The sequence below is a fragment of the Janthinobacterium sp. P210006 genome, from assembly GCF_036231885.1.
In the GTDB taxonomy this organism is placed as follows: Bacteria; Pseudomonadota; Gammaproteobacteria; order Burkholderiales; family Burkholderiaceae_D; genus Janthinobacterium; species Janthinobacterium violaceinigrum.
In genome coordinates, this window is sequence record NZ_JAZARD010000001.1 from 1,413,906 (window position 1) to 1,436,094 (window position 22,189).

The 22,189-nt window shown below is 61.6% G+C and carries 21 protein-coding genes; 19 read left to right on the forward strand and 2 right to left on the reverse strand.

Going from position 1 to position 22,189, the window contains the following annotated elements; all coding sequences use genetic code 11:
• Nucleotides 1-109: 109 nt before the first annotated feature.
• A complete protein-coding gene (locus VPH41_RS06260) occupies nucleotides 110-1,099 on the reverse strand; it encodes a malate dehydrogenase (RefSeq protein ID WP_034789110.1) in 990 nt (329 codons plus the stop codon).
• Between the two features lie 305 nt (nucleotides 1,100-1,404).
• On the opposite strand from VPH41_RS06260, the gene VPH41_RS06265 reads away from it, so the two are divergent.
• The 9 genes from VPH41_RS06265 to VPH41_RS06305 all read left to right on the forward strand — a co-directional run bounded on the left by VPH41_RS06265 (nucleotide 1,405) and on the right by VPH41_RS06305 (nucleotide 8,972).
• On the forward strand, nucleotides 1,405-2,289 hold the full coding sequence (locus VPH41_RS06265) for a GntR family transcriptional regulator (RefSeq protein ID WP_152258536.1): 885 nt from the start codon (nucleotides 1,405-1,407) through the stop codon (nucleotides 2,287-2,289).
• Nucleotides 2,290-2,595: 306 nt separating this feature from the next.
• Complete coding sequence (gene sdhC, locus VPH41_RS06270) at nucleotides 2,596-3,018, forward strand: succinate dehydrogenase, cytochrome b556 subunit (RefSeq protein WP_034752080.1); 423 nt, start codon at nucleotides 2,596-2,598, stop codon at nucleotides 3,016-3,018.
• 2 nt (nucleotides 3,019-3,020) lie between these two features.
• On the forward strand, nucleotides 3,021-3,386 hold the full coding sequence (gene sdhD / locus VPH41_RS06275) for a succinate dehydrogenase, hydrophobic membrane anchor protein (RefSeq protein ID WP_034752078.1): 366 nt from the start codon (nucleotides 3,021-3,023) through the stop codon (nucleotides 3,384-3,386).
• A 2-nt stretch (nucleotides 3,387-3,388) separates the two neighbouring features.
• Complete coding sequence (gene sdhA, locus VPH41_RS06280; RefSeq protein WP_152281129.1) at nucleotides 3,389-5,170, forward strand: succinate dehydrogenase flavoprotein subunit; 1,782 nt, start codon at nucleotides 3,389-3,391, stop codon at nucleotides 5,168-5,170.
• Nucleotides 5,171-5,179: 9 nt separating this feature from the next.
• On the forward strand, nucleotides 5,180-5,890 hold the full coding sequence (locus VPH41_RS06285) for a succinate dehydrogenase iron-sulfur subunit (protein WP_034752075.1): 711 nt from the start codon (nucleotides 5,180-5,182) through the stop codon (nucleotides 5,888-5,890).
• Nucleotides 5,891-6,007: 117 nt separating this feature from the next.
• Nucleotides 6,008-6,289: an FAD assembly factor SdhE gene (locus VPH41_RS06290; protein WP_034752073.1), complete on the forward strand. Its 282-nt coding sequence runs from the start codon at nucleotides 6,008-6,010 to the stop codon at nucleotides 6,287-6,289.
• Between the two features lie 122 nt (nucleotides 6,290-6,411).
• Nucleotides 6,412-7,716: a citrate synthase gene (gltA, locus tag VPH41_RS06295; RefSeq protein WP_101482189.1), complete on the forward strand. Its 1,305-nt coding sequence runs from the start codon at nucleotides 6,412-6,414 to the stop codon at nucleotides 7,714-7,716.
• A 153-nt stretch (nucleotides 7,717-7,869) separates the two neighbouring features.
• Nucleotides 7,870-8,211 carry a winged helix-turn-helix transcriptional regulator gene (locus VPH41_RS06300; protein WP_152258539.1) on the forward strand — a complete coding sequence of 114 codons (342 nt, stop codon included), beginning with the start codon at nucleotides 7,870-7,872 and terminating at the stop codon, nucleotides 8,209-8,211.
• A gap of 221 nt (nucleotides 8,212-8,432) precedes the next feature.
• Nucleotides 8,433-8,972, forward strand: a complete 540-nt coding sequence (locus tag VPH41_RS06305) for an NAD(P)H-dependent oxidoreductase (RefSeq protein ID WP_328569321.1) — start codon at nucleotides 8,433-8,435, stop codon at nucleotides 8,970-8,972.
• A 13-nt stretch (nucleotides 8,973-8,985) separates the two neighbouring features.
• On the opposite strand, the gene VPH41_RS06310 is transcribed toward VPH41_RS06305, so the two are convergent.
• A complete protein-coding gene (locus VPH41_RS06310) occupies nucleotides 8,986-9,441 on the reverse strand; it encodes a hypothetical protein (RefSeq protein WP_328569322.1) in 456 nt (151 codons plus the stop codon).
• 118 nt (nucleotides 9,442-9,559) lie between these two features.
• Here VPH41_RS06310 and VPH41_RS06315 point away from each other — a divergent pair, with 118 nt between their 5' ends.
• From VPH41_RS06315 to VPH41_RS06360, 10 genes are all read left to right on the forward strand, one after another.
• A complete protein-coding gene (locus tag VPH41_RS06315) occupies nucleotides 9,560-10,534 on the forward strand; it encodes a LysR family transcriptional regulator (RefSeq protein ID WP_328569323.1) in 975 nt (324 codons plus the stop codon).
• A 254-nt stretch (nucleotides 10,535-10,788) separates the two neighbouring features.
• Entirely contained in the window at nucleotides 10,789-13,644 is a 2,856-nt protein-coding gene (locus VPH41_RS06320) for a 2-oxoglutarate dehydrogenase E1 component (RefSeq protein WP_152281125.1), read from the forward strand.
• 117 nt (nucleotides 13,645-13,761) lie between these two features.
• Nucleotides 13,762-15,018 carry a 2-oxoglutarate dehydrogenase complex dihydrolipoyllysine-residue succinyltransferase gene (gene odhB / locus VPH41_RS06325; RefSeq protein WP_152258544.1) on the forward strand — a complete coding sequence of 419 codons (1,257 nt, stop codon included), beginning with the start codon at nucleotides 13,762-13,764 and terminating at the stop codon, nucleotides 15,016-15,018.
• A 94-nt stretch (nucleotides 15,019-15,112) separates the two neighbouring features.
• Nucleotides 15,113-15,490: a PspC domain-containing protein gene (locus tag VPH41_RS06330; protein ID WP_152281124.1), complete on the forward strand. Its 378-nt coding sequence runs from the start codon at nucleotides 15,113-15,115 to the stop codon at nucleotides 15,488-15,490.
• Nucleotides 15,480-16,910: a dihydrolipoyl dehydrogenase gene (gene lpdA, locus VPH41_RS06335; RefSeq protein ID WP_035820749.1), complete on the forward strand. Its 1,431-nt coding sequence runs from the start codon at nucleotides 15,480-15,482 to the stop codon at nucleotides 16,908-16,910. The genes VPH41_RS06330 and lpdA overlap by 11 nt, the downstream gene beginning before the upstream one ends.
• A gap of 92 nt (nucleotides 16,911-17,002) precedes the next feature.
• Complete coding sequence (gene zapE, locus VPH41_RS06340; RefSeq protein ID WP_328569324.1) at nucleotides 17,003-18,100, forward strand: cell division protein ZapE; 1,098 nt, start codon at nucleotides 17,003-17,005, stop codon at nucleotides 18,098-18,100.
• A gap of 16 nt (nucleotides 18,101-18,116) precedes the next feature.
• Complete coding sequence (locus VPH41_RS06345) at nucleotides 18,117-18,851, forward strand: hypothetical protein (RefSeq protein WP_328569325.1); 735 nt, start codon at nucleotides 18,117-18,119, stop codon at nucleotides 18,849-18,851.
• Nucleotides 18,852-19,008: 157 nt separating this feature from the next.
• A complete protein-coding gene (locus VPH41_RS06350) occupies nucleotides 19,009-19,209 on the forward strand; it encodes a YdcH family protein (protein WP_010399897.1) in 201 nt (66 codons plus the stop codon).
• Between the two features lie 43 nt (nucleotides 19,210-19,252).
• Nucleotides 19,253-21,295 (forward strand): ATP-dependent DNA helicase, encoded by a 2,043-nt coding sequence (locus VPH41_RS06355; RefSeq protein WP_442906221.1) that lies wholly within the window; start codon nucleotides 19,253-19,255, stop codon nucleotides 21,293-21,295.
• A gap of 283 nt (nucleotides 21,296-21,578) precedes the next feature.
• On the forward strand, nucleotides 21,579-22,184 hold the full coding sequence (locus VPH41_RS06360) for a toll/interleukin-1 receptor domain-containing protein (RefSeq protein ID WP_034752049.1): 606 nt from the start codon (nucleotides 21,579-21,581) through the stop codon (nucleotides 22,182-22,184).
• Nucleotides 22,185-22,189: the final 5 nt, after the last annotated feature.

Genomic DNA, 22,189 nt, shown 5'->3' on the forward strand with positions numbered 1-22,189 from the left:
AGGTAAAAACTACTTGATAAACAGTCGGGCCGCACAGGCCGCGCCGCGCCATGCGCGTAGCGGCCTGCGTAGCGGGCGGCACATCTGTGCCGCGCCGCCAGGACTGGACTTAGGCCAGCAGGTGTTTCACGCCTTCGCGCTCTTCGGTCAGTTCTTTCAGGGTCAGGTTGATGCGCTCTTGCGAGAATGCATCGATTTCCAGACCTTGAACGATGGTGTACTCACCGTTGTCGGTGGTGACCGGGAAGCCGAACACGGTGCCTTCAGGAATGCCATACGAGCCATCCGAAGGAACGCCCATGGTGGTCCACTTGCCGGCGGTGCCCAGCATCCAGTCATGGATGTGGTCGATGGCGGCGTTCGCTGCCGACGCTGCCGACGACAGGCCGCGCGCTTCGATGATGGCCGCGCCGCGCTTGCCGACGGTCGGCAGGAAGGTGTTGGCGTTCCATTCCTGGTCGTTGATCAGGTCCTTGACAGCCTTGCCGTTCACGGTGGCGAAGCGGTAGTCGGCGTACATGGTTGGCGAGTGGTTGCCCCAGACGGTCAGCTTCTCGATGTCTTTCACGGCGGTGCCGGTCTTGGCAGCGACTTGCGACAGCGCGCGGTTGTGGTCCAGGCGCAGCATGGCGGTGAAGTTTTTCGCCGGCAGCGATGGTGCCGATTTCATGGCGATGTAGGCGTTGGTGTTGGCCGGGTTGCCGACCACCAGTACCTTGACATTGCGCGAAGCGACGGCGTCGAGCGCCTTGCCTTGTACCGTGAAGATCTGTGCGTTCGCTTCCAGCAGGTCCTTGCGTTCCATGCCTGGGCCGCGTGGACGCGCGCCCACCAGGACGGCCACGTCGACATCCTTGAATGCGGTCAGCGGATCGGAGTGGGCGGTCATTTCCGTCAGCAGCGGGAATGCGCAGTCGTCGATTTCCATCATCACGCCCTTGAGCGCCTTCTGGGCTTTTTCGTCCGGGATTTCAAGCAGTTGCAAGATGACAGGCTGGTCTTTGCCGAGCATGTCGCCATTGGCGATGCGGAACAACAGGGCGTAGCCGATCTGGCCGGCGGCGCCGGTCACTGCAACACGCATTGGGGTTTTAGCCATGATGAATCTCCAAAAATGGGAAAGAAAACGGGCTTGAAGCTGGGCTTACGCTTATCCGGAAAAACTATAATGATACCAAAACCGGCCCGCGCCACCGAATTGCTGGTGTACGCTGCCGTCACGCTTGTGCTGCACGAGACCAGAGTGGCTGGCCGACAACATAAAACGCTGGCTCACAAGTTTTATCGAGGGCAGTTTAGGCCTCCGATCTGTATCTGTCAATCATATCTTATGTCTTATATAAGACAGATAACTACGTGTGTTTTACTGGACGCGGGCAGTGATTTGTGTTGAAATGTCGGACTATGAATTCCGCCTCGTCCAATCTGACCAACAATGCCACTGCTGCAAGCGGGGCGGTCAGTCCGACCGCGGGCACCCCGGCCACGCCCGTCGCCGCAGCGGCCAATGCCCCTGCCGCCGTGGTGGCCGGCACCAATACCACTGCGGCGGCGCTGCCTGTCGCTAGCGCTTCGCCCACCTTCAGTCCCCTGTACCAGCAGATCAAGGCGCTCATTACGCAGAGCCTGCAATCGGGCGAATGGAAGCCGGGCGAGCTGATTCCCAGCGAAGTCGAGCTGGCCGGCCGTTTCAAGGTCAGCCAGGGCACGGTGCGCAAGGCCATCGATGAGCTGGCCGCCGAGAATCTCGTCATGCGCCGCCAGGGCAAGGGCACTTTCGTTTCCACTCACCATGAGGCGCGCGCACACTTCCGCTTCCTGCGCCTGGTGCCGGACGAAGGCGTGCCGCATTACCCGGAAAGCAAGTTTATCGAAGTCAAGCGCGTGCGCGCGCCGGCCGACGTGGCGCGCCTGATGGACCTGAAATCGGGCGACGCCGTCATCTTCATCAAGCGCGTGCAGTATTTCGACGGCGTGCCCACCATCGTCGAGGAGCTGTGGCTGCCCGGCCTGATCTTCAAGGGCCTCACGGCCGAGCGCCTGGTGGAATACAAAGGGCCCATGTATGGCCTGTTTGAAACGGAATTTGGCACGCGCATGATCCGCGCGTCCGAGCAGATCCGCGCCGTGTGCGCCGATGCGGGCGCCGCGCAGCTCCTGAATATCGACCTCGGCACGCCCTTGCTCAGTTCCGAGCGCGTGTCGTTTACCTACGGCGACAAGCCGGTCGAACTGCGCCGGGGCCTGTACCTGACCAGTCGTCATCATTATCAGAATGAACTCAGTTGAAGCGGCGGGGTGCCTGCGGGCGCCCGAACAAGCAGCAAGGCTGAAGTGCATCGCTTGCAAGATGCCTGCCGCAAGGCGGGCAACGGAGACAACAGAAAGCGCAGCGACAGCATGGCCAGCCCCGGCGGGCCGTGCTTTGCCGGCGATTCTGTAATTAAATTACGTGAACTACGGAAAGTAGCGCGGTATTTTGTAGTAAAAAACCATTTTGGTTATATGTAACAATAGATATTGGTATGGGTTGCGAAAATCGGCGAAAATCGCGGCTTCAATATTTAGTTGAAATTCAAAGGGGAGGTTTTTGTTATGTCTGAAGCCGTAAGAGAAGTACCAAAAAAAGAACGGCCGCAATTCCGTAACATTCATGTTACCGAATTGTCGAACTACCGCATGGCTGTCGGCGCCATCGTCTCGATCCTGCATCGCATCAGCGGTTTCATCATTTTCGCCTTGCTGCCGTGCATCCTGTACATGCTGGAACTGAGCCTGCGTTCCGAGATGTCCTACGCCTACTTCCAGGGCATCGCCTCGCACTGGTTCGTCAAGCTGATCACCCTGGGTCTGGTCTGGGCCTTCCTGCACCACTTCTGCGCCGGTATCCGTCACCTGTTCATGGATGTGCACGTTGCCATCGAAAAAGATTCGGCACGCAAGACCGCGTCGTCCGTGCTGGTCGTGAGCCTGGTGTTGACGGCCCTGGTCGCTTTGAAACTGTTTGGAGTATTTTAAACATGGCAGACAATAATATCGGACCGAAACGCCTCGTCGTCGGTGCCCATTACGGCTTGCGCGACTGGCTGGCGCAACGCGTCACCGCCATCGTCATGGTGGCATATGTTGCCATCCTGCTTATTTCTTTCTTGACTGGCAGCAACTTCAGCTATGAAGGCTGGGCCGGTCTGTTCGCACAGCAGTGGTTTAAATTGTTCAGCCTGGTGACCTTCGTCGCCCTGTTCTACCACGCATGGGTCGGCGTACGCGACATCTGGATGGACTACGTGAAAAGCGCTGGCCTCCGTCTGACCCTGCAAATTGCCACCATGCTGTGGTTGATCGCTTGTGCCGGCTGGACGGTACAGATACTCTGGAGTGTGTAATCGTGGCAGCATATAAATCTGCAATCCCTACCCGCCGCTTTGACGCGGTGATCGTTGGCGCCGGCGGTTCCGGCATGCGCGCGTCGTTGCAACTGGCTGAAGCCGGCTTGAACGTCGCCGTCCTCTCGAAAGTTTTCCCGACCCGCTCGCACACCGTTGCGGCGCAGGGCGGTATCGGCGCGTCGCTCGGCAACATGGCCGAAGACAACTGGTTCTGGCACATGTTTGACACCGTCAAGGGCGGCGACTATCTGGGCGACCAGGATGCCATCGAATTCATGTGCCGCGAAGCACCGAAAGTCGTGTACGAGCTGGAACACTTCGGCATGCCATTCGACCGCAACCCTGACGGCACCATCTATCAGCGTCCATTCGGCGGCCACACGGCCCACTTCGGCGAAAAGCCGGTGCAGCGCGCTTGCGCGGCAGCCGACCGTACCGGTCACGCCCTGTTGCACACCCTGTACCAGCGCAACGTGCGCGCCCGTACGCACTTCTTCGTCGAATGGATGGCACTCGACCTGATCCGTGACGCCGACGGCGACGTGATCGGCGTTGTGGCGCTGGAAATGGAAACGGGCGAATGCATGATCCTGGAAGCAAAGACGACGGTCATGGCTACGGGCGGCGCAGGCCGTATCTTCGCCGCGTCGACGAATGCGTTCATCAATACCGGCGACGGCATGGGCATGGCGGCACGCGCCGGCCTGCCGCTGCAGGACATGGAATTCTGGCAGTTCCACCCGACCGGCGTGGCCGGCGCGGGCGTATTGATCACCGAAGGCGTGCGCGGCGAAGGCGGCATCCTGATCAATAGCGAAGGCGAACGCTTCATGGAGCGCTATGCGCCGACCCTGAAGGATCTGGCGCCGCGCGACTTCGTGTCGCGTTCGATGGACCAGGAAATCAAGGAAGGCCGCGGCTGCGGTCCGAACAAGGACCACGTGATGCTGGACCTGCGCCATATCGGCGCCGACACCATCGCCAAGCGCCTGCCGTCGATCCTGGAAATCGGCCACAAGTTCGCCAACGTCGACGCCACCAAGGAACCGATTCCTGTCGTGCCGACGATTCACTACCAGATGGGCGGCATCCCGACGAACATCCACGGCCAGGTCGTCACCCCGACCGGTCCGGACAATTCGGCGAAAGTCGTCAACGGCCTGTACGCGATCGGCGAATGCGCCTGCGTCTCCGTGCACGGCGCCAACCGCCTGGGCACGAACTCGCTGCTGGACCTGGTGGTCTTCGGCCGCGCGGCCGGCAACCACATCGTCAACAGCGGCCTGAAAGCCAAGGAAAACAAGCCTTTGCCAGCCGATGCGGCCGACTTTGCCATGGGCCGCTTGCAGCGCCTGGAAAACTCGACCGGCACGGAAACCGTGCAGGGCGTGGCGAACGACATCCGTGCAACGATGCAGAAGTACTGCGGCGTGTTCCGTACCGACGAGATGCTGAACAAGGGCGTCGAAGAAATCATGAAGCTCGACGAGCGCCGCAAGCACGTCTCCTTCAAGGATAAATCGATGGTCTTCAACACGGCCCGCGTGGAAGCGCTGGAGCTGGACAACCTGATCGAAACGGCGAAAGCGACCATCGTTTCGGCAGCAGCCCGCAAGGAATCGCGCGGCGCCCACGCCCAGGACGACCATCCGCAACGTGACGACGACAACTGGATGAAGCACACTCTGTGGTATTCGGAAGGCAACCGACTGGAATACAAGCCAGTCGTGACCAAGCCGCTGACGGTTGATACCTTCAAACCGAAACCACGTACTTTCTAAGGCTATACCATGGCACGCACTCTCAAATTCAAAATCTACCGCTACGATCCTGACCAGGATGCCAAGCCGTACATGCAAGACCTGACGGTCGAACTGAAAGACACCGACAAGATGCTGCTCGACGCGCTGCAGCGCATCAAGGCGGACGTCGATGACTCGCTGGCCCTGCGCCGCTCGTGCCGCGAAGGCGTGTGCGGTTCGGACGCGATGAACATCAACGGCAAGAACGGCCTGGCATGCACGACCAACCTGAACGAGCTGTCCGAGCCTATCGTGCTGCGTCCGTTGCCAGGTTTGCCGGTCATCCGCGACCTGATCGTCGACATGACGCAATTCTTCAAGCAGTACGATTCGATCAAGCCTTTCCTGATCAACGACTCGATCCCGCCTGAAAAAGAGCGCCTGCAGTCGCCGGAACAGCGCGAAGAACTCGATGGCCTGTACGAGTGCATCCTGTGCGCATGCTGCTCCACGTCGTGCCCGTCGTTCTGGTGGAATCCGGACAAGTTCGTCGGCCCGGCCGGCCTGCTGCAAGCCTACCGCTTCATCGCCGATTCGCGCGACGAAGCCACGGGCGCGCGTCTGGACAACCTGGAAGACCCGTACCGCCTGTTCCGCTGCCATTCGATCATGAACTGCGTCGACGTCTGCCCGAAAGGCTTGAACCCGAACAAGGCGATTGGCAAGATCAAGGAATTGATGGTCCGCCGCGCGATCTGATTCTCCTGATCGCGTCCGCCGGGCGCCGTTTGCGGGAAGAGGGTATCCTCTCTTGCCTGCAGGCGGCGCCTGCAAAGCAGCACCGTGCCGCAAGGCACACGTAAAGTGGTAAACCAAATGACAGAATCAATTTTGTCCTCGCATCAGGCCGACCCGGCCAACCGCGCCCGCCTGCGCTGGCGTTCACGCCGTGGCCTGCTGGAAAACGACATTATCCTGACCCGTTTTCTCGATGCGTATGAAACCGAATTGACCGATGAAGAAGTTGACGCGCTGACGCGTTTGCTGGATTTATCGGACAATGCGTTAATGGATCTGGTACTGGCCCGTAAAGAGCCGGAAGGCGAAGTCGATCTGCCGCATGTGCGCGCACTGCTGCAACGACTGCGCATTGCCTAGACGCCTGGGCGATATATTGCAAACGGTGCGAGTGGCGCGCTGTAGCACTGCCGAATTGCGGTGCGAATTGCAGCCAGAATTTTTGATTTTAATTTCGACTCACTCCCGAGAAGGAAGAGCCCATGAATATCTCTGACACAAAAGCTACCCTGTCGTTCTCCGATGGCAGCCCATCGCTTGAATTTCCAATCTACAAAGGCACGGTTGGCCCGGACGTCATCGACATCCGCAAACTGTACGCCGGTAGCGGCAAGTTCACCTACGACCCAGGCTTTATGTCGACGGCCGCCTGCAACTCGTCGATCACCTACATCGACGGCGACAAGGGCGAGCTGCTGTACCGCGGTTACCCGATCGAACAGTTGGCCGTCAACGCCGACTTCATGGAATCGTGCTACCTGCTGCTGAACGGCGAATTGCCGAACGCAGCGCAAAAAGCCAAGTTCGTCGATACCGTCACCAAGCACACGATGGTGCACGAACAGATGCAATTCTTCTTCCGTGGCTTCCGCCGCGACGCGCATCCGATGTCGGTCCTGGTGGGCACCGTCGGCGCGCTGGCATCGTTCTACCATGACTCGCTGGACATCAACGACCCGCGTCACCGCGAAGTGTCGGCCATCCGCCTGATCGCCAAGATGCCTACCCTGGTCGCCATGACCTACAAGTACTCGGTCGGCCAGCCGTTCGTGTACCCACGCAACGACCTGTCGTACAGCGCCAACTTCATGCACATGATGTTTGCCAATCCGTGCGAAGAGTACAAGGTCAACGACGTGCTGGTGCGCGCCCTGGACCGCATCCTGATCCTGCACGCAGACCACGAGCAAAACGCTTCGACCTCGACCGTCCGTCTGGCCGGTTCGTCGGGCGCCAACCCGTTCGCCTGTATCGCTGCCGGTATCGCCTGCCTGTGGGGCCCTGCCCACGGCGGCGCCAACGAAGCGGCACTGAACATGCTGAAGGAAATCGGCACCGTCGAGAACATCCCTGCCTTCATCGAGCAAGTCAAGGACAAGAACTCCGGCGTCAAGCTGATGGGCTTTGGCCACCGCGTGTACAAGAACTTCGATCCACGTGCCAAGCTGATGCGTGAAACCTGCTACGAAGTGCTGCAAGAACTGGGTCTGCAAGACGACCCGCTGTTCAAGCTGGCGATGGAACTGGAAAAGATTGCACTGAACGACGACTACTTCGTGTCGCGCAAGCTGTACCCGAACGTCGACTTCTACTCGGGCATCGTGCAATCGGCGCTGGGCATCCCTGTCTCGCTGTTCACCGGTATCTTCGCCATGGCCCGTACGATCGGCTGGATCGCCCAGTGGAACGAAATGATTGCCGATCCGGAACAGAAAATCGGCCGTCCACGTCAGCTGTTCGTCGGTTCGACCACGCGCGAAGTACTGCCACTGGACAAGCGCGCTTAAGTCAAGCCGCCGCATTCTTGCCGGGCCTCTGGGTCCGGTGCGCAAAAGCGAGCCTTCGGGCTCGCTTTTTTTATGCGTGTTTTATTGGCCGTTGCAACGGCAAGCTGCCGGGCTGTTATGCTCGGGCCCTGGATCAACAGGAAGCACAACGCAATGAACGAAGACATATGCGCCCCCAGCGGCGTGGCCCTGGGCGATACGGGCTTTGGCTACACCTTGTCGCTGATCGGCGGCAAATACAAGATGCTGATCCTGTACGCGCTGGCGGGAAACACCGTGCTGCGGCATAACGAACTGAAGCGACATCTCGGCGGCATCGCCTTCAAGACCCTCAGCGTCGTCCTGAAGGAGCTGGAAGCCGACGCGCTGATCGTCCGCAAGGAGTATCCGCAGGTGCCGCCCAAGGTTGAGTATTTCCTCTCCAGCAAGGGGGCATCGCTGATTCCCGTGCTCAATACCCTGTGTGAATGGGGCGAGCAGCACCAGCCAGGCTGATCCGCATGCGCATGCCACTGAAGGGCTTTCTGCGCTCATGCAACTTACTTTTCTTACTGTATGAGTAGTAAATGTGCGTACTTGTGAAAAGTACTCGCTATAGCTATGCTGTTTCTGCCCCTGAAGGCGCGACCGCGCGCCTGGGGGCAGGGTGCCGGCTTGCCTGCTTTCCTGCGAATGCGGGCCCGGCGCGCCCATCCCATACTCAGGAAAGCAGCCTCATGAAAACTCTCGTTATCGTCTTCCATCCCTCCATCGCCACCTCGGTGGCCAACAAGCGCTGGCTGCAGGAGCTGGCGCAGTATCCCGAGCGCTACACCATCCACCATGTGCACGAGGCTTATCCGGACGGGCACATCGATGTGGCGCGTGAGCAGGCGCTGGTGGAAGCGCACGCCAATGTGGTCTTGCAATTCCCCGTGTACTGGTTCAACTGCCCGCCCTTGCTGAAGCGGTGGCTCGATGACGTGCTGGCGTATGGCTGGGCCTACGGCACGGGCGGCGACGCCTTCAAGGGCCGCAAGGTGGCGCTGGCCGTCACGGCAGGCATCCGCCAGGAAGACTTCACGCCGGAAGGCAAGTGGAACGTGACCCTGGCGCAGCTGCTGGCGCCGTTCGATGTCACCCTGGCGTACATCGGCGCCGACAACCGCCGCTTCTTTGCCTTCTATGGCGCCGAAGACGGGCCGACGGAGGCGGGCTATGCCGAGCGACTGGCGCGCAGTGCGAAGGAATATGAACGCTTCCTGGCCGCCTTGTAAGGCAGACTACGCCTCAATTCAGTGCGGCTACCAGGCAGTGCAGTTCCACGTGCCGGCCCTCGAGTTGCAGGCTGCTGCCTTCATAGGGCTGGGGCATGACGATGCAGCGCGGCGCATTGTGCTTGAGGATGCCGCCCCAGTGGGCGACCCTGGCGCCCGCCTGGCGGCGGATCGCCTCGACCGTGGCGCCGCTGGCGAGGATGCGGGCTTGCGGAAACGCGTGCTGCAGCACGCCCAGGCCGAAGTACGCTTGCGGCTCGGCGGCGCTGATATAGATGGTGGTCAGGCGCTTGCCGCTGGCGGCGATGGTGTGCGCTAACTGCGCCGCATCGTCGCGCAGGAACTGGGCATTGACGAGGATGGCATCGGCTACGCCGCTCAGCAGCAGCGAAGTCGATGGCGCGCGGCCCAGCACATCCAGATGAAAGGTGTCCAGCGTGCGGAAGGGGCGGGCGGCGCGTGCAAGCATATTATTCTTTCGATATCAGATACTCCTGTCGCATATTATCCTTTCGTCCAGGCGGGGAAAATAGGGTAGATTGCAATACTTAGTTGCATGAATCGAACGAATCAAGGGAGAGCCGCAGATGGACCGCATCACCGCCGCACAAGTGTTTGTCGCCATCGCCGAGCGCGGCAGCATGGTGGCCGCCAGCGAAGCGCTCGACATGTCGCGCGCCATGGTGACGCGCTACCTGGCCGAGATGGAGCAGTGGGCAGGGGCGCGCCTGCTGCATCGCACCACGCGCCGCCTGAGCCTGACGGATGCGGGCGAGGCCACCCTGGCGCGCTGTCGGCAGATGCTGGAGGTGGCCGGCGCCATGGCCGTCACGTCGCCCGAAGGCGCCGATACGCCGCACGGCTTGCTGCGCATCACCTGTTCGCAATCGCTGGCGCAGACGGCATTGGCCGGGGCAGTGACCGCTTACCTGCGGCGCTACCCGCGCGCCGCCGTCGACCTGCAGATGGAGAACCGCGCCGTCAACCTGGTGGAACAGCGCATCGACCTGGCGATCCGCATCACGAACGCGCTCGAGCCGAACCTGATCGCGCGCCAGCTGGCCAGCTGCGCTTCCGTGGTGTGCGCCGCACCATCGTACCTGGCCGCGCATGGCACGCCGCGCCGGGCGGAAGACCTGGCCCTGCACAACTGCCTGACCTATACGTATTTCGGCAAGAGCCTGTGGCAGTTCACGCACGACGGGGAAGCGCTTACTGTCCCCGTCAGCGGCCGCCTGTCGGCCAATGAGTCGCTGGTCCTGCTGGTGGCCACGGTGGCGGGGGCGGGCATCGCCATGCAGCCGCGCTATTCGGCCGCGCCGCTGATCGCCAGCGGGCAACTGGTGGAACTCCTGCCCGCGTATCAGCCGCAGGACATGGGCATCTACGGCATCTATACCTCGCGCCAGCACATGTCGCCGTTGCTGCGCACCATGCTTGATTTCCTGGTGGAATGGTTTGCCGGCGATCCCGATTGGCTGGCGGCCATCGCGTCGGCGCCGTTGCCTGGCAGACCAGTTGGGCGCAAGCGGCTCGCCGGCGGGGACAGGGAAGTGCCGTAAGGGCAACAATAACAGGCTGGCAAGCCCGGGAAAATCAACAACACAGCTTACATTTGCTTGCCAAATAAAATTCAACGAGCGGTTGTTGCGTTACAATACCGCGTGCTATTCTAAATGACGGTATGAAGAATGCTGGCGCAATAAAAAAGCCCTTCCCCCACAACTTGATGTGCAATCCGCTAACCGGTCAGGCCGTGTCGCGGAAGGTTAGATTAACCCGCTAATCTCGCGAAGCGCGAAGAAAGGTGAGCAATATGATGCAACAATTTACGTCCAACTCCTACCTGTTCGGTGGGAATGCTCCGTACGTGGAAGATCTGTACGAAGCGTATCTCAATAACCCAGGTTCGGTACCGGACAACTGGCGCGCCTATTTCGACGCGATGCAGCACGTGCCTGCAGTCGATGGCACCAACAAGCCTGACGTGGCGCATGCCTCCGTCGTCGCCTCGTTCGCCGAGCGCGCAAAAGCAGGCCCGATCCGCACAGTGACCGCTTCCTTCGATGCCGAAATGGGCCGCAAGCGTGTTGCTGCTACGCAACTGATCGCCGCTTACCGCTACCTCGGTTCGCACTGGGCCAACCTGGATCCGCTGCAACGCCAGGAACGTCCGATGATCCCCGAGCTGGAGCCGAGCTTCTACGGTTTCACCGATGCGGACATGGACACCGTGTTCAACATCAGCAATACCTATTTTGGCCCCGAGACCGCCACCCTGCGCGATCTGCTGAACTATCTGCGCGATACCTACACGCGTTCGATCGGTGCCGAATTCATGTACATCTCCGATCCGGCCGAAAAGCGCTGGCTGCAGGAGAAACTGGAAGCGATCCGCTCCACCCCGAATTTCACCCCAGAGAAAAAAATCCATATCCTCGACCGCCTGACCGCGGCTGAAGGCCTGGAACGCTATCTGCACACCCGTTACGTGGGCCAGAAGCGCTTCTCCCTGGAAGGCGGCGAAACGTTCATCGCCTCGATGGATGAAACCATCCAGCGCGCCGGCGAAAAAGGCGTGCAGGAAATCGTCATCGGCATGGCCCACCGCGGCCGCCTGAACGTGCTGGTCAACACCCTGGGCAAGGCGCCACAGGAACTGTTCGAAGAATTCGAAGGCAAGCATGGCGACGACCTGCCTGCCGGCGACGTGAAGTACCATCAAGGCTTCTCGTCGGACATCTCCACCGCAGGCGGCCCGGTCCACCTGTCGCTGGCGTTCAACCCGTCGCACCTGGAAATCGTCAACCCTGTGGTCGAAGGTTCCGTCAAGGCCCGCATGGACCGCCGCGGCGACGCGCAGGGCGCGCAAGTGCTGCCTATCCTGGTGCACGGCGATGCCGCTTTCGCCGGCCAGGGCGTGGTCATGGAAACGCTGAATCTGGCGCAAACCCGTGGCTACCATACGGGCGGCACGGTGCATATCGTGATCAACAACCAGATCGGTTTCACCACCTCGGACCCGCGCGATGCGCGCTCGACCCTGTACTGCTCGGACGTCGTCAAGATGATCGAAGCACCGGTCCTGCACATCAATGCCGATGATCCGGAAGCCGTGGTACTGGCGACGCAGATCGCGCTCGACTACCGCATGGAATTCAAGAAGGACATCGTCCTCGACATCATCTGCTACCGCAAGCTGGGCCACAACGAGCAAGATACGCCGGCACTGACGCAACCGCTGATGTACAAGAAGATCGGCCAGCATCCAGGCACCCGCAAGCTGTACGCGGACAAACTGGTCGCGCAAGGCGTGATCCCTGCCGATGGCGGCGACAAGATGGTTGCCGCTTTCCGCGACGCCATGGACGCCGGCAAGCACACCGTCGATCCGGTCATCTCGAACTTCAAGAACAAGTACGCCGTCGACTGGCTGCCGTTCCTGAACAAGAAATGGACCGATTCGGCCGACACCGCCGTGCCGATGACGGAACTGAAACGCCTGGCCACCCGCATCACCACCGTGCCGGAAGACTTCAAGGTCCACTCGCTGGTGGAAAAAGTACTGGGCGACCGCGGCACCATGGGCCGTGGCGAAATGAACCTGGACTGGGGCATGGGCGAACACCTGGCCTACGCATCGCTGGTATCGTCCGGCTACGCCATCCGCCTGACGGGCCAGGACGCCGGCCGCGGCACCTTCGTGCACCGCCACGCCGTGCTGCATGACCAGAACCGCGAGCGTTGGGATGCAGGTACCTACATTCCGCTGCAAAACGTGTCGGACAACCAGGCGCCGTTCACCGTCATCGACTCGGTGCTGTCCGAAGAGGCCGTACTGGCCTTCGAATACGGCTACTCGACCGCCGAACCGAACACGCTGACGATCTGGGAAGCCCAGTTCGGCGACTTCGCCAACGGCGCGCAAGTGGTGATCGACCAGTTCATCAGCTCCGGCGAAGTGAAGTGGGGCCGCGCTTCGGGCCTGGTCATGATGCTGCCGCACGGTTACGAAGGCCAGGGTCCCGAGCACTCGTCCGCGCGTCCGGAACGCTTCCTGCAGCTGTGCGCAGACAACAACATGCAAGTGGTGCAGCCGACGACGGCTTCGCAGATCTTCCATCTGCTGCGCCGCCAGATGGTGCGCCAGTTCCGCAAGCCGCTGGTCATCCTGACGCCGAAGTCGCTGTTGCGCAACAAGGATGCCGGTTCGCCGCTGACCGACCTGGCCAAGGGTGGTTTCCAGACCGTCATCGGCGAAGTCGACGACAAAATCGATGCCAAGAAGGTCAAGCGCGTCATCGCCTGCTCGGGCAAGGTCTACTACGACCTGGTCAACGCACGCAAGACACGCGGCCAGACCGACACGGCCATCGTGCGCCTGGAACAGCTGTATCCGTTCCCGCACAAGTCGTTTGCTGCTGAACTGAAGAAGTTCCCGAACCTGGTCGAAGTCGTCTGGGCACAGGACGAGCCGCAAAACCAGGGCGCCTGGTTCCAGATCCAGCACAACATCTTCGAAGGCCTGGAATCGGGTCAGCGTCTGGCCTACGCCGGCCGTCCTGCTTCGGCGTCGCCTGCTGTCGGTTACTATGACAAGCACTACGCCCAGCAAAAAGACCTGCTGGAAACGGCATTCTCGAAGCTGAAGGGTTTTATCCTGACCAAGTAAGCGGCAGGACAAGGGGCGCGGCGCGGTTTGCGCGGCGCCCGACCAGTATATGATGACGGAGCGCCGTCCTTGCTACGCAGGGACGGCGCCGCAATAACAAAATAAACGGAGTTTTACATGGCACAAATCGAAGTCAAAGTTCCCCAGTTGTCGGAATCGGTTGCAGAAGCGACCCTGCTGGCATGGCACAAGAAAGTCGGCGAGCCAGTCGCGCGCGACGAAAACATGATCGATATCGAAACCGACAAAGTCGTGCTGGAACTGCCAGCGCCTGCCGCTGGCGTGATCGTGCAGATCATCAAGGATAACGGCGCCACCGTCGTGGCCGGCGAAGTCATCGCCATCATCGACACCGACGGTTCGGCCAAGGTCAGCCCGATGGAAGTGTCGGCCGTTGCCGCACCAGCCCTGGCTGCCGCTGCACAAGACGCTTCGACCGCTTCGGCTCCTGCCGCTGCAAGCAAAGGCGATGTCGCCATGCCTGCCGCCGCCAAGATCCTGTCCGAAAAAGGCCTGTCCGCTGGCGACGTCGCCGGTTCCGGCAAAGATGGCCGCGTGACCAAGGGCGACGCCCTGGCTGCTTCCGCCAAGCCTGCCGTTGCGCCGCTGGCGCCAGCCGCTGCCAAGCCAGCGCTGCAGCAAGTGGCCACGCCGGCCGCCGCCAACCTGGGCGACCGTCCGGAAGAGCGCGTGCCGATGAGCCGCCTGCGCGCACGTATCGCCGAGCGCCTGCTGCAATCGCAATCGACGAACGCCATCCTGACCACGTTCAATGAAGTGAACATGCAGCCGGTCATCGACCTGCGCAACAAATACAAGGACAAGTTCGAGAAAGAGCATGGCGTCAAGCTGGGCTTCATGTCCTTCTTCGTCAAGGCCGCCGTCGCTGCCCTGAAAAAGTACCCGATCATCAATGCTTCCGTTGACGGCAACGACATCGTTTACCACGGCTACTTCGACATCGGCATCGCCGTCGGTTCGCCACGCGGCCTGGTCGTGCCTATCATCCGCAATGCGGACCAGCTGTCGATCGCCGATATCGAGAAAAAAATCGGTGAATTCGGCGCGAAAGCCAAGGAAGGCAAGCTGACCCTGGACGACCTGACGGGCGGCACGTTCTCGATCTCGAACGGCGGCACCTTCGGCTCCATGCTGTCGACCCCGATCATCAACCCGCCGCAATCGGCCATCCTGGGCGTGCATGCGACCAAGGACCGTGCCGTTGTCGAAAACGGCCAGATCGTGGTGCGTCCGATGAACTACCTGGCCATGTCCTACGACCACCGCATCATCGACGGCCGCGAAGCCGTCCTGGGCCTGGTGGCGATGAAAGAAGCGCTGGAAGATCCTGCACGCCTGCTGCTGGACCTGTAAGCACCGTAGTCCCCCGGCGTAGCCGCCGGGGCAATGTAGTTGATACCCCTTGCCAGAAGACGCAGCTGGCTGATCTCAATGAAAGAGGATTCCTATGAACGTCTCTGAAGAAATCAAGCGTCTGCACGAGTTGCACCTGGCGGGCGCCCTGAGCGAGGCGGAGTTCGCGCAAGCGAAAGCCAAGCTCCTGAGCAATATCAACCTGGACAAGCCGGACAGCACGTCCGGCGCCGCCGCCGGCCCCGCGAACGACCTGGTGCAGGAATTCAACCGCCTGCGCCGTTCGCGCAACGACCGCTGGCTCGGTGGCGTGTGCGGCGGCCTGGGCCGCGCTTCCGGCATGGAAGCGTGGATCTGGCGCCTCGTCTTCGTCCTGTTTACATTGACCTTCGGCTTCGGCGTGGCGATTTACCTTCTATTGTGGATTTTCGTACCAGACGAAGAGATTGGAATAACAAAACATGAGTACTAAACAATTTGACGTAGTTGTCATCGGTGCGGGCCCTGGCGGCTACATCGCCGCCATCCGCGCAGCGCAGCTGGGCTTTTCCGTCGCCTGCGTCGACGAGTGGTCGAACGCCAAGGGCGGCGCCGCTCCCGGCGGTACCTGCACCAACGTGGGCTGCATCCCGTCGAAAGCGCTGCTGCAGTCGTCCGAGCATTTCGAACACGCGGGCCACAGCTTCGCCGAGCACGGCATCGATGTCGCCGGCCTGAAGCTGAACCTGGGCCAGATGCTCAAGCGGAAAGACACGGTCGTCAAGCAAAACAACGACGGCATCCTGTACCTGTTCAAGAAGAACAAGATCGCCTTCTTCCACGGCCGCGCCGCTTTCGCTGCCGCCGCCGCTGGCGCGTATGAAATCAGCGTGACGGGCGAAGCCAACGAAACCTTGTCGGCCAAGCACGTGGTCATCGCCACGGGCTCGAACGCGCGCGAACTGCCGGGCGCACCATTCGACGAGAAACTGATCCTGTCGAACACGGGCGCACTGGCCATCGACGCCGTACCAGCAAAGCTGGGCGTCATCGGCGCCGGCGTGATCGGCCTGGAAATGGGCAGCGTCTGGCGCCGCCTGGGTTCCGACGTCACCGTGCTGGAAGGCCTGCCGGTCTTCCTGGGCGCCGTGGACGAGCAGATCGCCAAGGAAGCGTCGAAGCTGTTCACCAAGCAGGGCTTGAAGATCAACCTCGGTTGCAAGATCGGTGCGATCACGCCAGGCAAGAAAGACGTCACCGTGGAATTCGTGGACGCCAAGGGCGAAGCGCAAAAAGCCGTGTTCGACAAACTGATCATCTCGATCGGCCGTACGCCGAACACGAATGGCCTGGGTGCCGACAAGGTCGGCCTGCAGCTGGACGAGCGCGGCTTCATCGCCGTCGACGGCGACTGCAAGACCAACCTGCCGAACGTGTGGGCAGTGGGCGACGTCGTGCGCGGCCCGATGCTGGCGCACAAGGCGGAAGAAGAAGGCGTTGCCGTGGCCGAGCGTATCGCCGGCCAGCACGGTCACACCAACTTCAACACGATTCCCTGGGTGATCTACACCTCGCCGGAAATCGCGTGGGTCGGCAAGACCGAGCAAACCCTGAAGGCGGAAGGCATCGCCTACAAGGCCGGTACCTTCCCGTTCATGGCCAACGGCCGTGCGCGCGCGCTGGGCGACACCTCGGGCATGGTGAAATTCCTGGCCGATGCGACCACCGATGAAATCCTCGGCGTGCACATCGTCGGTCCGATGGCGTCCGAACTGATTTCCGAAGCCGTCGTGGCGATGGAATTCAAGGCATCGGCCGAAGACATCGCGCGCATCTGCCACGCCCACCCATCCTTGTCGGAAGCGACCAAGGAAGCGGCACTGGCCGTCGATAAGCGTACGCTGAACTTCTAAGCGCTACAGTACTTCGCAGCGGGCCGGCAAAGCAGTTTCTGCCTTGCCGGCCCGTTTGCGCTATGTCAAGAATCCCTGTTGAATCGAATCCCATGAACGTTGAAGAGTTTTACCAGCACGCGTTGCAGAAGCGCGATTTCAAGGCCGATGCCGCCCAGCGGCGCGCGGTCGACCGCCTGCAGCTGTGCTATGACGAGTGGGTGGCCTACAAGGGCCAGCGCTCGAGTACCTTCAAGCGTCTGCTCAACCGTCCCGCCGTGCCGAAGGGCGTGTACATGTGGGGTGGGGTGGGGCGCGGTAAATCGTTCCTGATGGATAGTTTTTACTCGGTTGTGCCCCTGGTGCGCAAGACGCGATTGCATTTCCACGAATTCATGCGCGGCGTGCACCAGCAGCTCGATGAACTGAAAGGCGTGGCCGACCCGCTCGACGAGGTGGCCAAGCGCATCGCCAAGAAATACCGTTTGATCTGCTTCGATGAATTTCACGTCTCGGACATCGCCGACGCGATGATCCTGTACAACCTGCTGTCGGCCCTGTTCGCCAATGGCGTGTCCTTCATCATGACCTCGAATTACGATCCGGACCTGCTGTATCTGGACGGCCTGCACCGCGACCGCATGCTGCCGACCATCGCGCTGCTGAAGGAAAAGCTCGACGTGCTGAACGTCGACGCGGGCGTCGATTACCGGGGCCGCGCGCTGGAACAGGTGGAAAGCTACTACACGCCGCTGGGCGCGGCCACCGACAAGGCCTTGCGCGACGCCTATACGCGCATCGCCGAGACGGCCGACGAAGACGCGCGCATCCGCATCGAAAGCCGCGAAATCCATTGCCTGCGCCGCGCCGGCGGCATCATCTGGTTCGATTTCGCCACCCTGTGCGGCGGTCCCCGCTCGCAAAATGACTACCTGGAAATCGCCAGCCGCTTCCATACGGTGATATTGTCCGGGATACCGGCCATGTCGGCGGCGCAGTCGTCCGAGGCGCGCCGCTTTACCTGGCTGATCGACGTGTTCTATGATCAGAAAGTCAAGCTGATCATGTCGGCCGAAGTGGCGCCGGACCAGCTGTACACGAACGGCATGCTGGCCAACGAGTTTCACCGTACCGTTTCGCGTATCATCGAGATGCAATCGCGCGAATACATGGAAAAAGAACAGCGCGGCGCGGCCGACGCGATCGTTTGAGGCAGGGATAATGAAGATGATGGCAAATACGATGTACAAGCTGGGAGCGACGCTGGGCCTGGCCCTGGCATTGTCCGCCTGCGCGCACCAGGGTGTCGCGGCACTGGACGAAGTGGGCGTACCGCAGGTGCCCGCCACCTTGTCGGTGGAAGAAGCGGACGCCAAGCTGAAGCAGTCAGCCAGCGAGCGCGAGGCGGCGGAAAACGAGTTTGCCGCGCGCGAACTGGAATGCTACAACAAGTTTTTCGTGAATAACTGCCTGGACGCTGCCAAGGAAAAGCGCCGCCTGATCCTCGTGCGCCTGCGCGCCATCGACGCGGAAGCGAACTACTTCAAGCGGGCCGAGTCCGTGCGCCTGCGCGATATCGACCTGGCGCGCACGCAGGAAGATGCGCGCCTGGACGCCGAACAGCGGGCTGCGGCCGTGCCCAAGCCCGTGAAAGTGGTCGCGCCCGAGCCGGCGCCGCCCAAGCCGCAAGGCAAGAGCGTGGCCGAGCGCGAGGCGGAGCACGCGGCAAAGGTAGCGAAACAGGCTGCCGACGATGCGGCCGAAGCGCCGCGCCGCGCGGCCCGCGAAGCGGCTTATGCGCGCAAGCAGGCCGACGCCGTGGCACGCCAGAAGCGGGTGGCGCAACGCCTGGCCGAGCGCCAGGCCGAAGCGCAGGCCAAGGCGGCCAAGGCCGCCGCGGAGGCTGCCGGCACGCCGGCCGCTGCCGTGCCTGTTCCAGTGCCCGTGCCGCCGGCCAAATAAGACGGCCGCGCAGGGGGCATGCCGGAAATGGCGTGCCCTAACGCGCGCGGCAGGTTAAACTACGCACTTGCCGGTGATGCCGGCCCCATGGCTGCCTGCGTACGCTGCGCGCGCCTGTTTCCCAACACTGTTACCAACACTGCCTGGAACGCAACACATGAGCGATGCACAGCATATAGAGCGGCGCCTGATTGAACTCAACGTGGAACACCGTGACCTCGATGCCGTCATCGAGTTGCTGATACTCGATGGTCACCATGACGAGCTGCAACTGCGCCGCCTGAAAAAGCGCAAATTGCAATTGAAGGATCACATCACCTTGCTGAAAATGCAGTTGGTGCCCGACGTTCCCGCCTGAGGGGCGCCAGCAGCGCCCAGTCCAGTCTTCACCTAAGTATATTTTGACCGATCACAATTTATTGCCCGCAAGCCCAGATGGCCAGCCTGCCGCTCTGCCAGCCGAACCCCAGGCCGCCCCTGGCAAGCACGATGCCGACATCGAGCGCCTGTTTGGCGCCGGCGGCCCGCTCGGTCCCGCCGTGGGCAGCTACAAGCCGCGCCGTTCGCAAACGGAGATGGCCAAGGCCATCGCCAGCGCCATCGACAGCCAGACGACCCTGATCGCCGAGGCGGGCACGGGCACGGGCAAGACCTTTGCCTACCTGGTGCCGGCCCTGATGTGGGGCGGCAAGACCATTGTTTCCACCGGTACCAAGAACTTGCAGGACCAGCTGTTCCTGCGCGATATCCCCACTGTGCGCGCCGCGCTGCAGGCGCCCGTTTCCGTGGCGCTGCTGAAGGGCCGCTCGAACTACGTCTGCCACTATCACCTGGAGCGCACCCTGCAGAACGGCCGCATGACGTCGCGCGACGACGTGGGGCACCTGCGCGAAATTTCGCGCTTCATCAAGATGACGAGCTCGGGCGACAAGGCGGAACTGGCCAAGGTGCCGGAAAACGCCATGATCTGGAACCTCGTGACGTCCACGCGCGACACCTGCATGGGCGCCGAGTGCCAGTATTACCAGGATTGCTTCGTCATGAAGGCCCGCAAGGAAGCGCAGCAGGCCGACGTGGTGGTGGTCAACCACCACCTGTTCTTTGCCGACGTGGCTCTGAAGGATACGGGCGTGGCGGAATTGCTGCCGTCGGCCAATACCATCATCTTCGATGAGGCGCACCAGCTGCCCGATACGGCCACTTTGTTCTTCGGCAACACGGTGTCCACGTCGCAAATCCTGGAACTGTGCCGCGACGTGCTGGCCGAAGGCCTCGCGCATGCGCGCGGCATCGACTGGGCCAAGACCGTGACGGTGGTGGAAAAGGCGGCGCGCGACCTGCGCCTGACCTTCCCGCAGGATATCGTGCGCCTGTCCCTGCCGCAGATCGCGCCGTCGAGCGACTTCTTTCCCGCGCTCGATACGCTCAAGGATGAGCTTGACGGCATGGTGGCCGTGCTGGAAACCCAGGCGGAACGGGCGGAAACGCTGGAACAGTGCCGCGTGCGCGGCGTCGAGCTGGCGCAGCAGCTGAGCGGCTGGAAGTTCGATCCGAAGGCGAAAGTGGCGGCCGGCGAAGAAGCCGTGTTCTGGGTGGAAGCGTTTTCCAGCTCCCTGCAACTGCATAAAACGCCGCTGTCGATCGCGCCCATCTTCAACAACCAGCGCGAAGGCACGCCGCGCAGCTGGATCTTCACGTCGGCCACCCTGGCCGTGAAGAACGATTTCAAGCACTTTTCCGAACAGATGGGCTTGACGGGCGAACCGTCGCACACCTGGCCGAGTCCGTTCGACTATGGCCAGCAGGGCTTGCTGTTCGTGCCGCAAAACCTGCCGCAGCCGAACTCGCTGGGCTACACGGACGCCGTCATCGACTGCGCGCTGCCCATCATCGAGGCGGCCGGTGGGCGTACCTTCTTCCTTTGCACTACCTTGCGCGCCGTCAAGCGGGCGGCCGAGCGCCTGGCCGACGAATTCAAGCAGCGGGGCCTGAACTTCCCCCTGTTCGTGCAGGGAGAAAAGGGCCGCACGGAATTGCTGGACCAGTTCCGCGCCGCCGGCAATGGCGTGCTGATCGGCAGCCAGAGCTTCTGGGAAGGCGTCGACGTGCGCGGCGACGCGCTCTCGCTGGTGATCATCGACAAGCTGCCGTTCGCGCCGCCCGACGATCCCGTGCTGGCCGCGCGCATCGAAGTGATGGAAAAGCAGGGCAAGAACGGCTTCATGCACCATTCGCTGCCGGAAGCCATCATCAACCTGAAGCAGGGCGCGGGCCGCCTGATCCGCGACGAGGGCGACCGCGGCGTGCTGATGATCTGCGATCCCCGTCTCATTTCCAAGCCGTACGGCAAGCGCATCTGGCAAAGCCTGCCGCCGTTCAAGCGCACGCGCGATACGGCCGAAGTGGTGGAGTTCTTCCGCAACCTGCCCGGCAAGGGCGCTTAAGTCTTCGCTTGAGTCCTGAATGCCGGCGCCATCCGCGCGCCGGCTTATTTCCCTTTGTTATCAATCACATGGCGGTTTTCGCGCGGCGCCTGCCTGCGCGCCCGGCATGCCAGAAACGGGCGTGATCGCGCCAGTTTCTGGCATTTTTCCCCATGTCCAGGACGCCAGACACATCTTTGCGCCAGCGCAAACAGGCTTGTTGCCGAGCGGTCTACAGTGAGCGCATGCCTTGCAGGGCCAAGGCGCGGCGATGGCAGCGCCGCACGGGGAACAGGGGGATGCCATGGAGATCCGCTACGGCTGTTTCTTGAGCTATGCACACGGCCAATATGCGTTCATGAACAAGTTCAAGAATGATCTTATCGAGGCGCTGGCCTGCTACCTGGAGCCGCACCTGGACCGCGAGGAAGTCCTGTTCATCGACAGCGAACAGCTGGGCGGCGGCGACGATATCGACCTGCGCGTGGCGCGCGCCATGTGCCAGAGCGTCTGCATGATCGTGCTGTACACGCCCAAATATGAAGCGCACGGCTACACGCGGCGCGAATTTGCCGCCATGCAACTGATCGAGCAGGAGCGGCGCGCCTGGTATGAGCTGCCCAGCCACCTGATCATCCCCATCATCATGACGCGCCATCCGGACGGCTTGCCGCCGCAGATCACGGAGTCGGGGCTGTACGTGGATTTCTCCGGCTACACGCTGGCCAGCGGCGACCTGAAATCGAATCCCCAATACCTGCCCGATATCGAACGCATCGTGCAGCGCATCGCCACGCACTACCACTTGCTCAAGCGGTCGACGCCGCCCGGCCACGATTGCAGCCGCTTCGTGCTGCCCGATATTCCACCGGAATGGCGCGCCATTCCGCCTCCTCACTTTCCACGTTAATCACG

Excerpts from the sequence above, each read along its gene's own strand:
- VPH41_RS06260 (WP_034789110.1), bottom strand. The coding sequence starts at position 1,099 with ATGGCTAAAACCCCAATGCGTGTTGCAGTGACCGGCGCCGCCGGCCAG.
- VPH41_RS06265 (WP_152258536.1), top strand. The coding sequence starts at position 1,405 with ATGAATTCCGCCTCGTCCAATCTGACCAACAATGCCACTGCTGCAAGC.
- sdhC (WP_034752080.1), top strand. The coding sequence starts at position 2,596 with ATGTCTGAAGCCGTAAGAGAAGTACCAAAAAAAGAACGGCCGCAATTC.
- sdhD (WP_034752078.1), top strand. The coding sequence starts at position 3,021 with ATGGCAGACAATAATATCGGACCGAAACGCCTCGTCGTCGGTGCCCAT.
- VPH41_RS06285 (WP_034752075.1), top strand. The coding sequence starts at position 5,180 with ATGGCACGCACTCTCAAATTCAAAATCTACCGCTACGATCCTGACCAG.
- VPH41_RS06290 (WP_034752073.1), top strand. The coding sequence starts at position 6,008 with ATGACAGAATCAATTTTGTCCTCGCATCAGGCCGACCCGGCCAACCGC.
- gltA (WP_101482189.1), top strand. The coding sequence starts at position 6,412 with ATGAATATCTCTGACACAAAAGCTACCCTGTCGTTCTCCGATGGCAGC.
- VPH41_RS06300 (WP_152258539.1), top strand. The coding sequence starts at position 7,870 with ATGAACGAAGACATATGCGCCCCCAGCGGCGTGGCCCTGGGCGATACG.
- VPH41_RS06305 (WP_328569321.1), top strand. The coding sequence starts at position 8,433 with ATGAAAACTCTCGTTATCGTCTTCCATCCCTCCATCGCCACCTCGGTG.
- VPH41_RS06310 (WP_328569322.1), bottom strand. The coding sequence starts at position 9,441 with ATGCTTGCACGCGCCGCCCGCCCCTTCCGCACGCTGGACACCTTTCAT.
- VPH41_RS06315 (WP_328569323.1), top strand. The coding sequence starts at position 9,560 with ATGGACCGCATCACCGCCGCACAAGTGTTTGTCGCCATCGCCGAGCGC.
- VPH41_RS06320 (WP_152281125.1), top strand. The coding sequence starts at position 10,789 with ATGATGCAACAATTTACGTCCAACTCCTACCTGTTCGGTGGGAATGCT.
- odhB (WP_152258544.1), top strand. The coding sequence starts at position 13,762 with ATGGCACAAATCGAAGTCAAAGTTCCCCAGTTGTCGGAATCGGTTGCA.
- VPH41_RS06330 (WP_152281124.1), top strand. The coding sequence starts at position 15,113 with ATGAACGTCTCTGAAGAAATCAAGCGTCTGCACGAGTTGCACCTGGCG.
- lpdA (WP_035820749.1), top strand. The coding sequence starts at position 15,480 with ATGAGTACTAAACAATTTGACGTAGTTGTCATCGGTGCGGGCCCTGGC.
- zapE (WP_328569324.1), top strand. The coding sequence starts at position 17,003 with ATGAACGTTGAAGAGTTTTACCAGCACGCGTTGCAGAAGCGCGATTTC.
- VPH41_RS06345 (WP_328569325.1), top strand. The coding sequence starts at position 18,117 with ATGATGGCAAATACGATGTACAAGCTGGGAGCGACGCTGGGCCTGGCC.
- VPH41_RS06350 (WP_010399897.1), top strand. The coding sequence starts at position 19,009 with ATGAGCGATGCACAGCATATAGAGCGGCGCCTGATTGAACTCAACGTG.
- VPH41_RS06360 (WP_034752049.1), top strand. The coding sequence starts at position 21,579 with ATGGAGATCCGCTACGGCTGTTTCTTGAGCTATGCACACGGCCAATAT.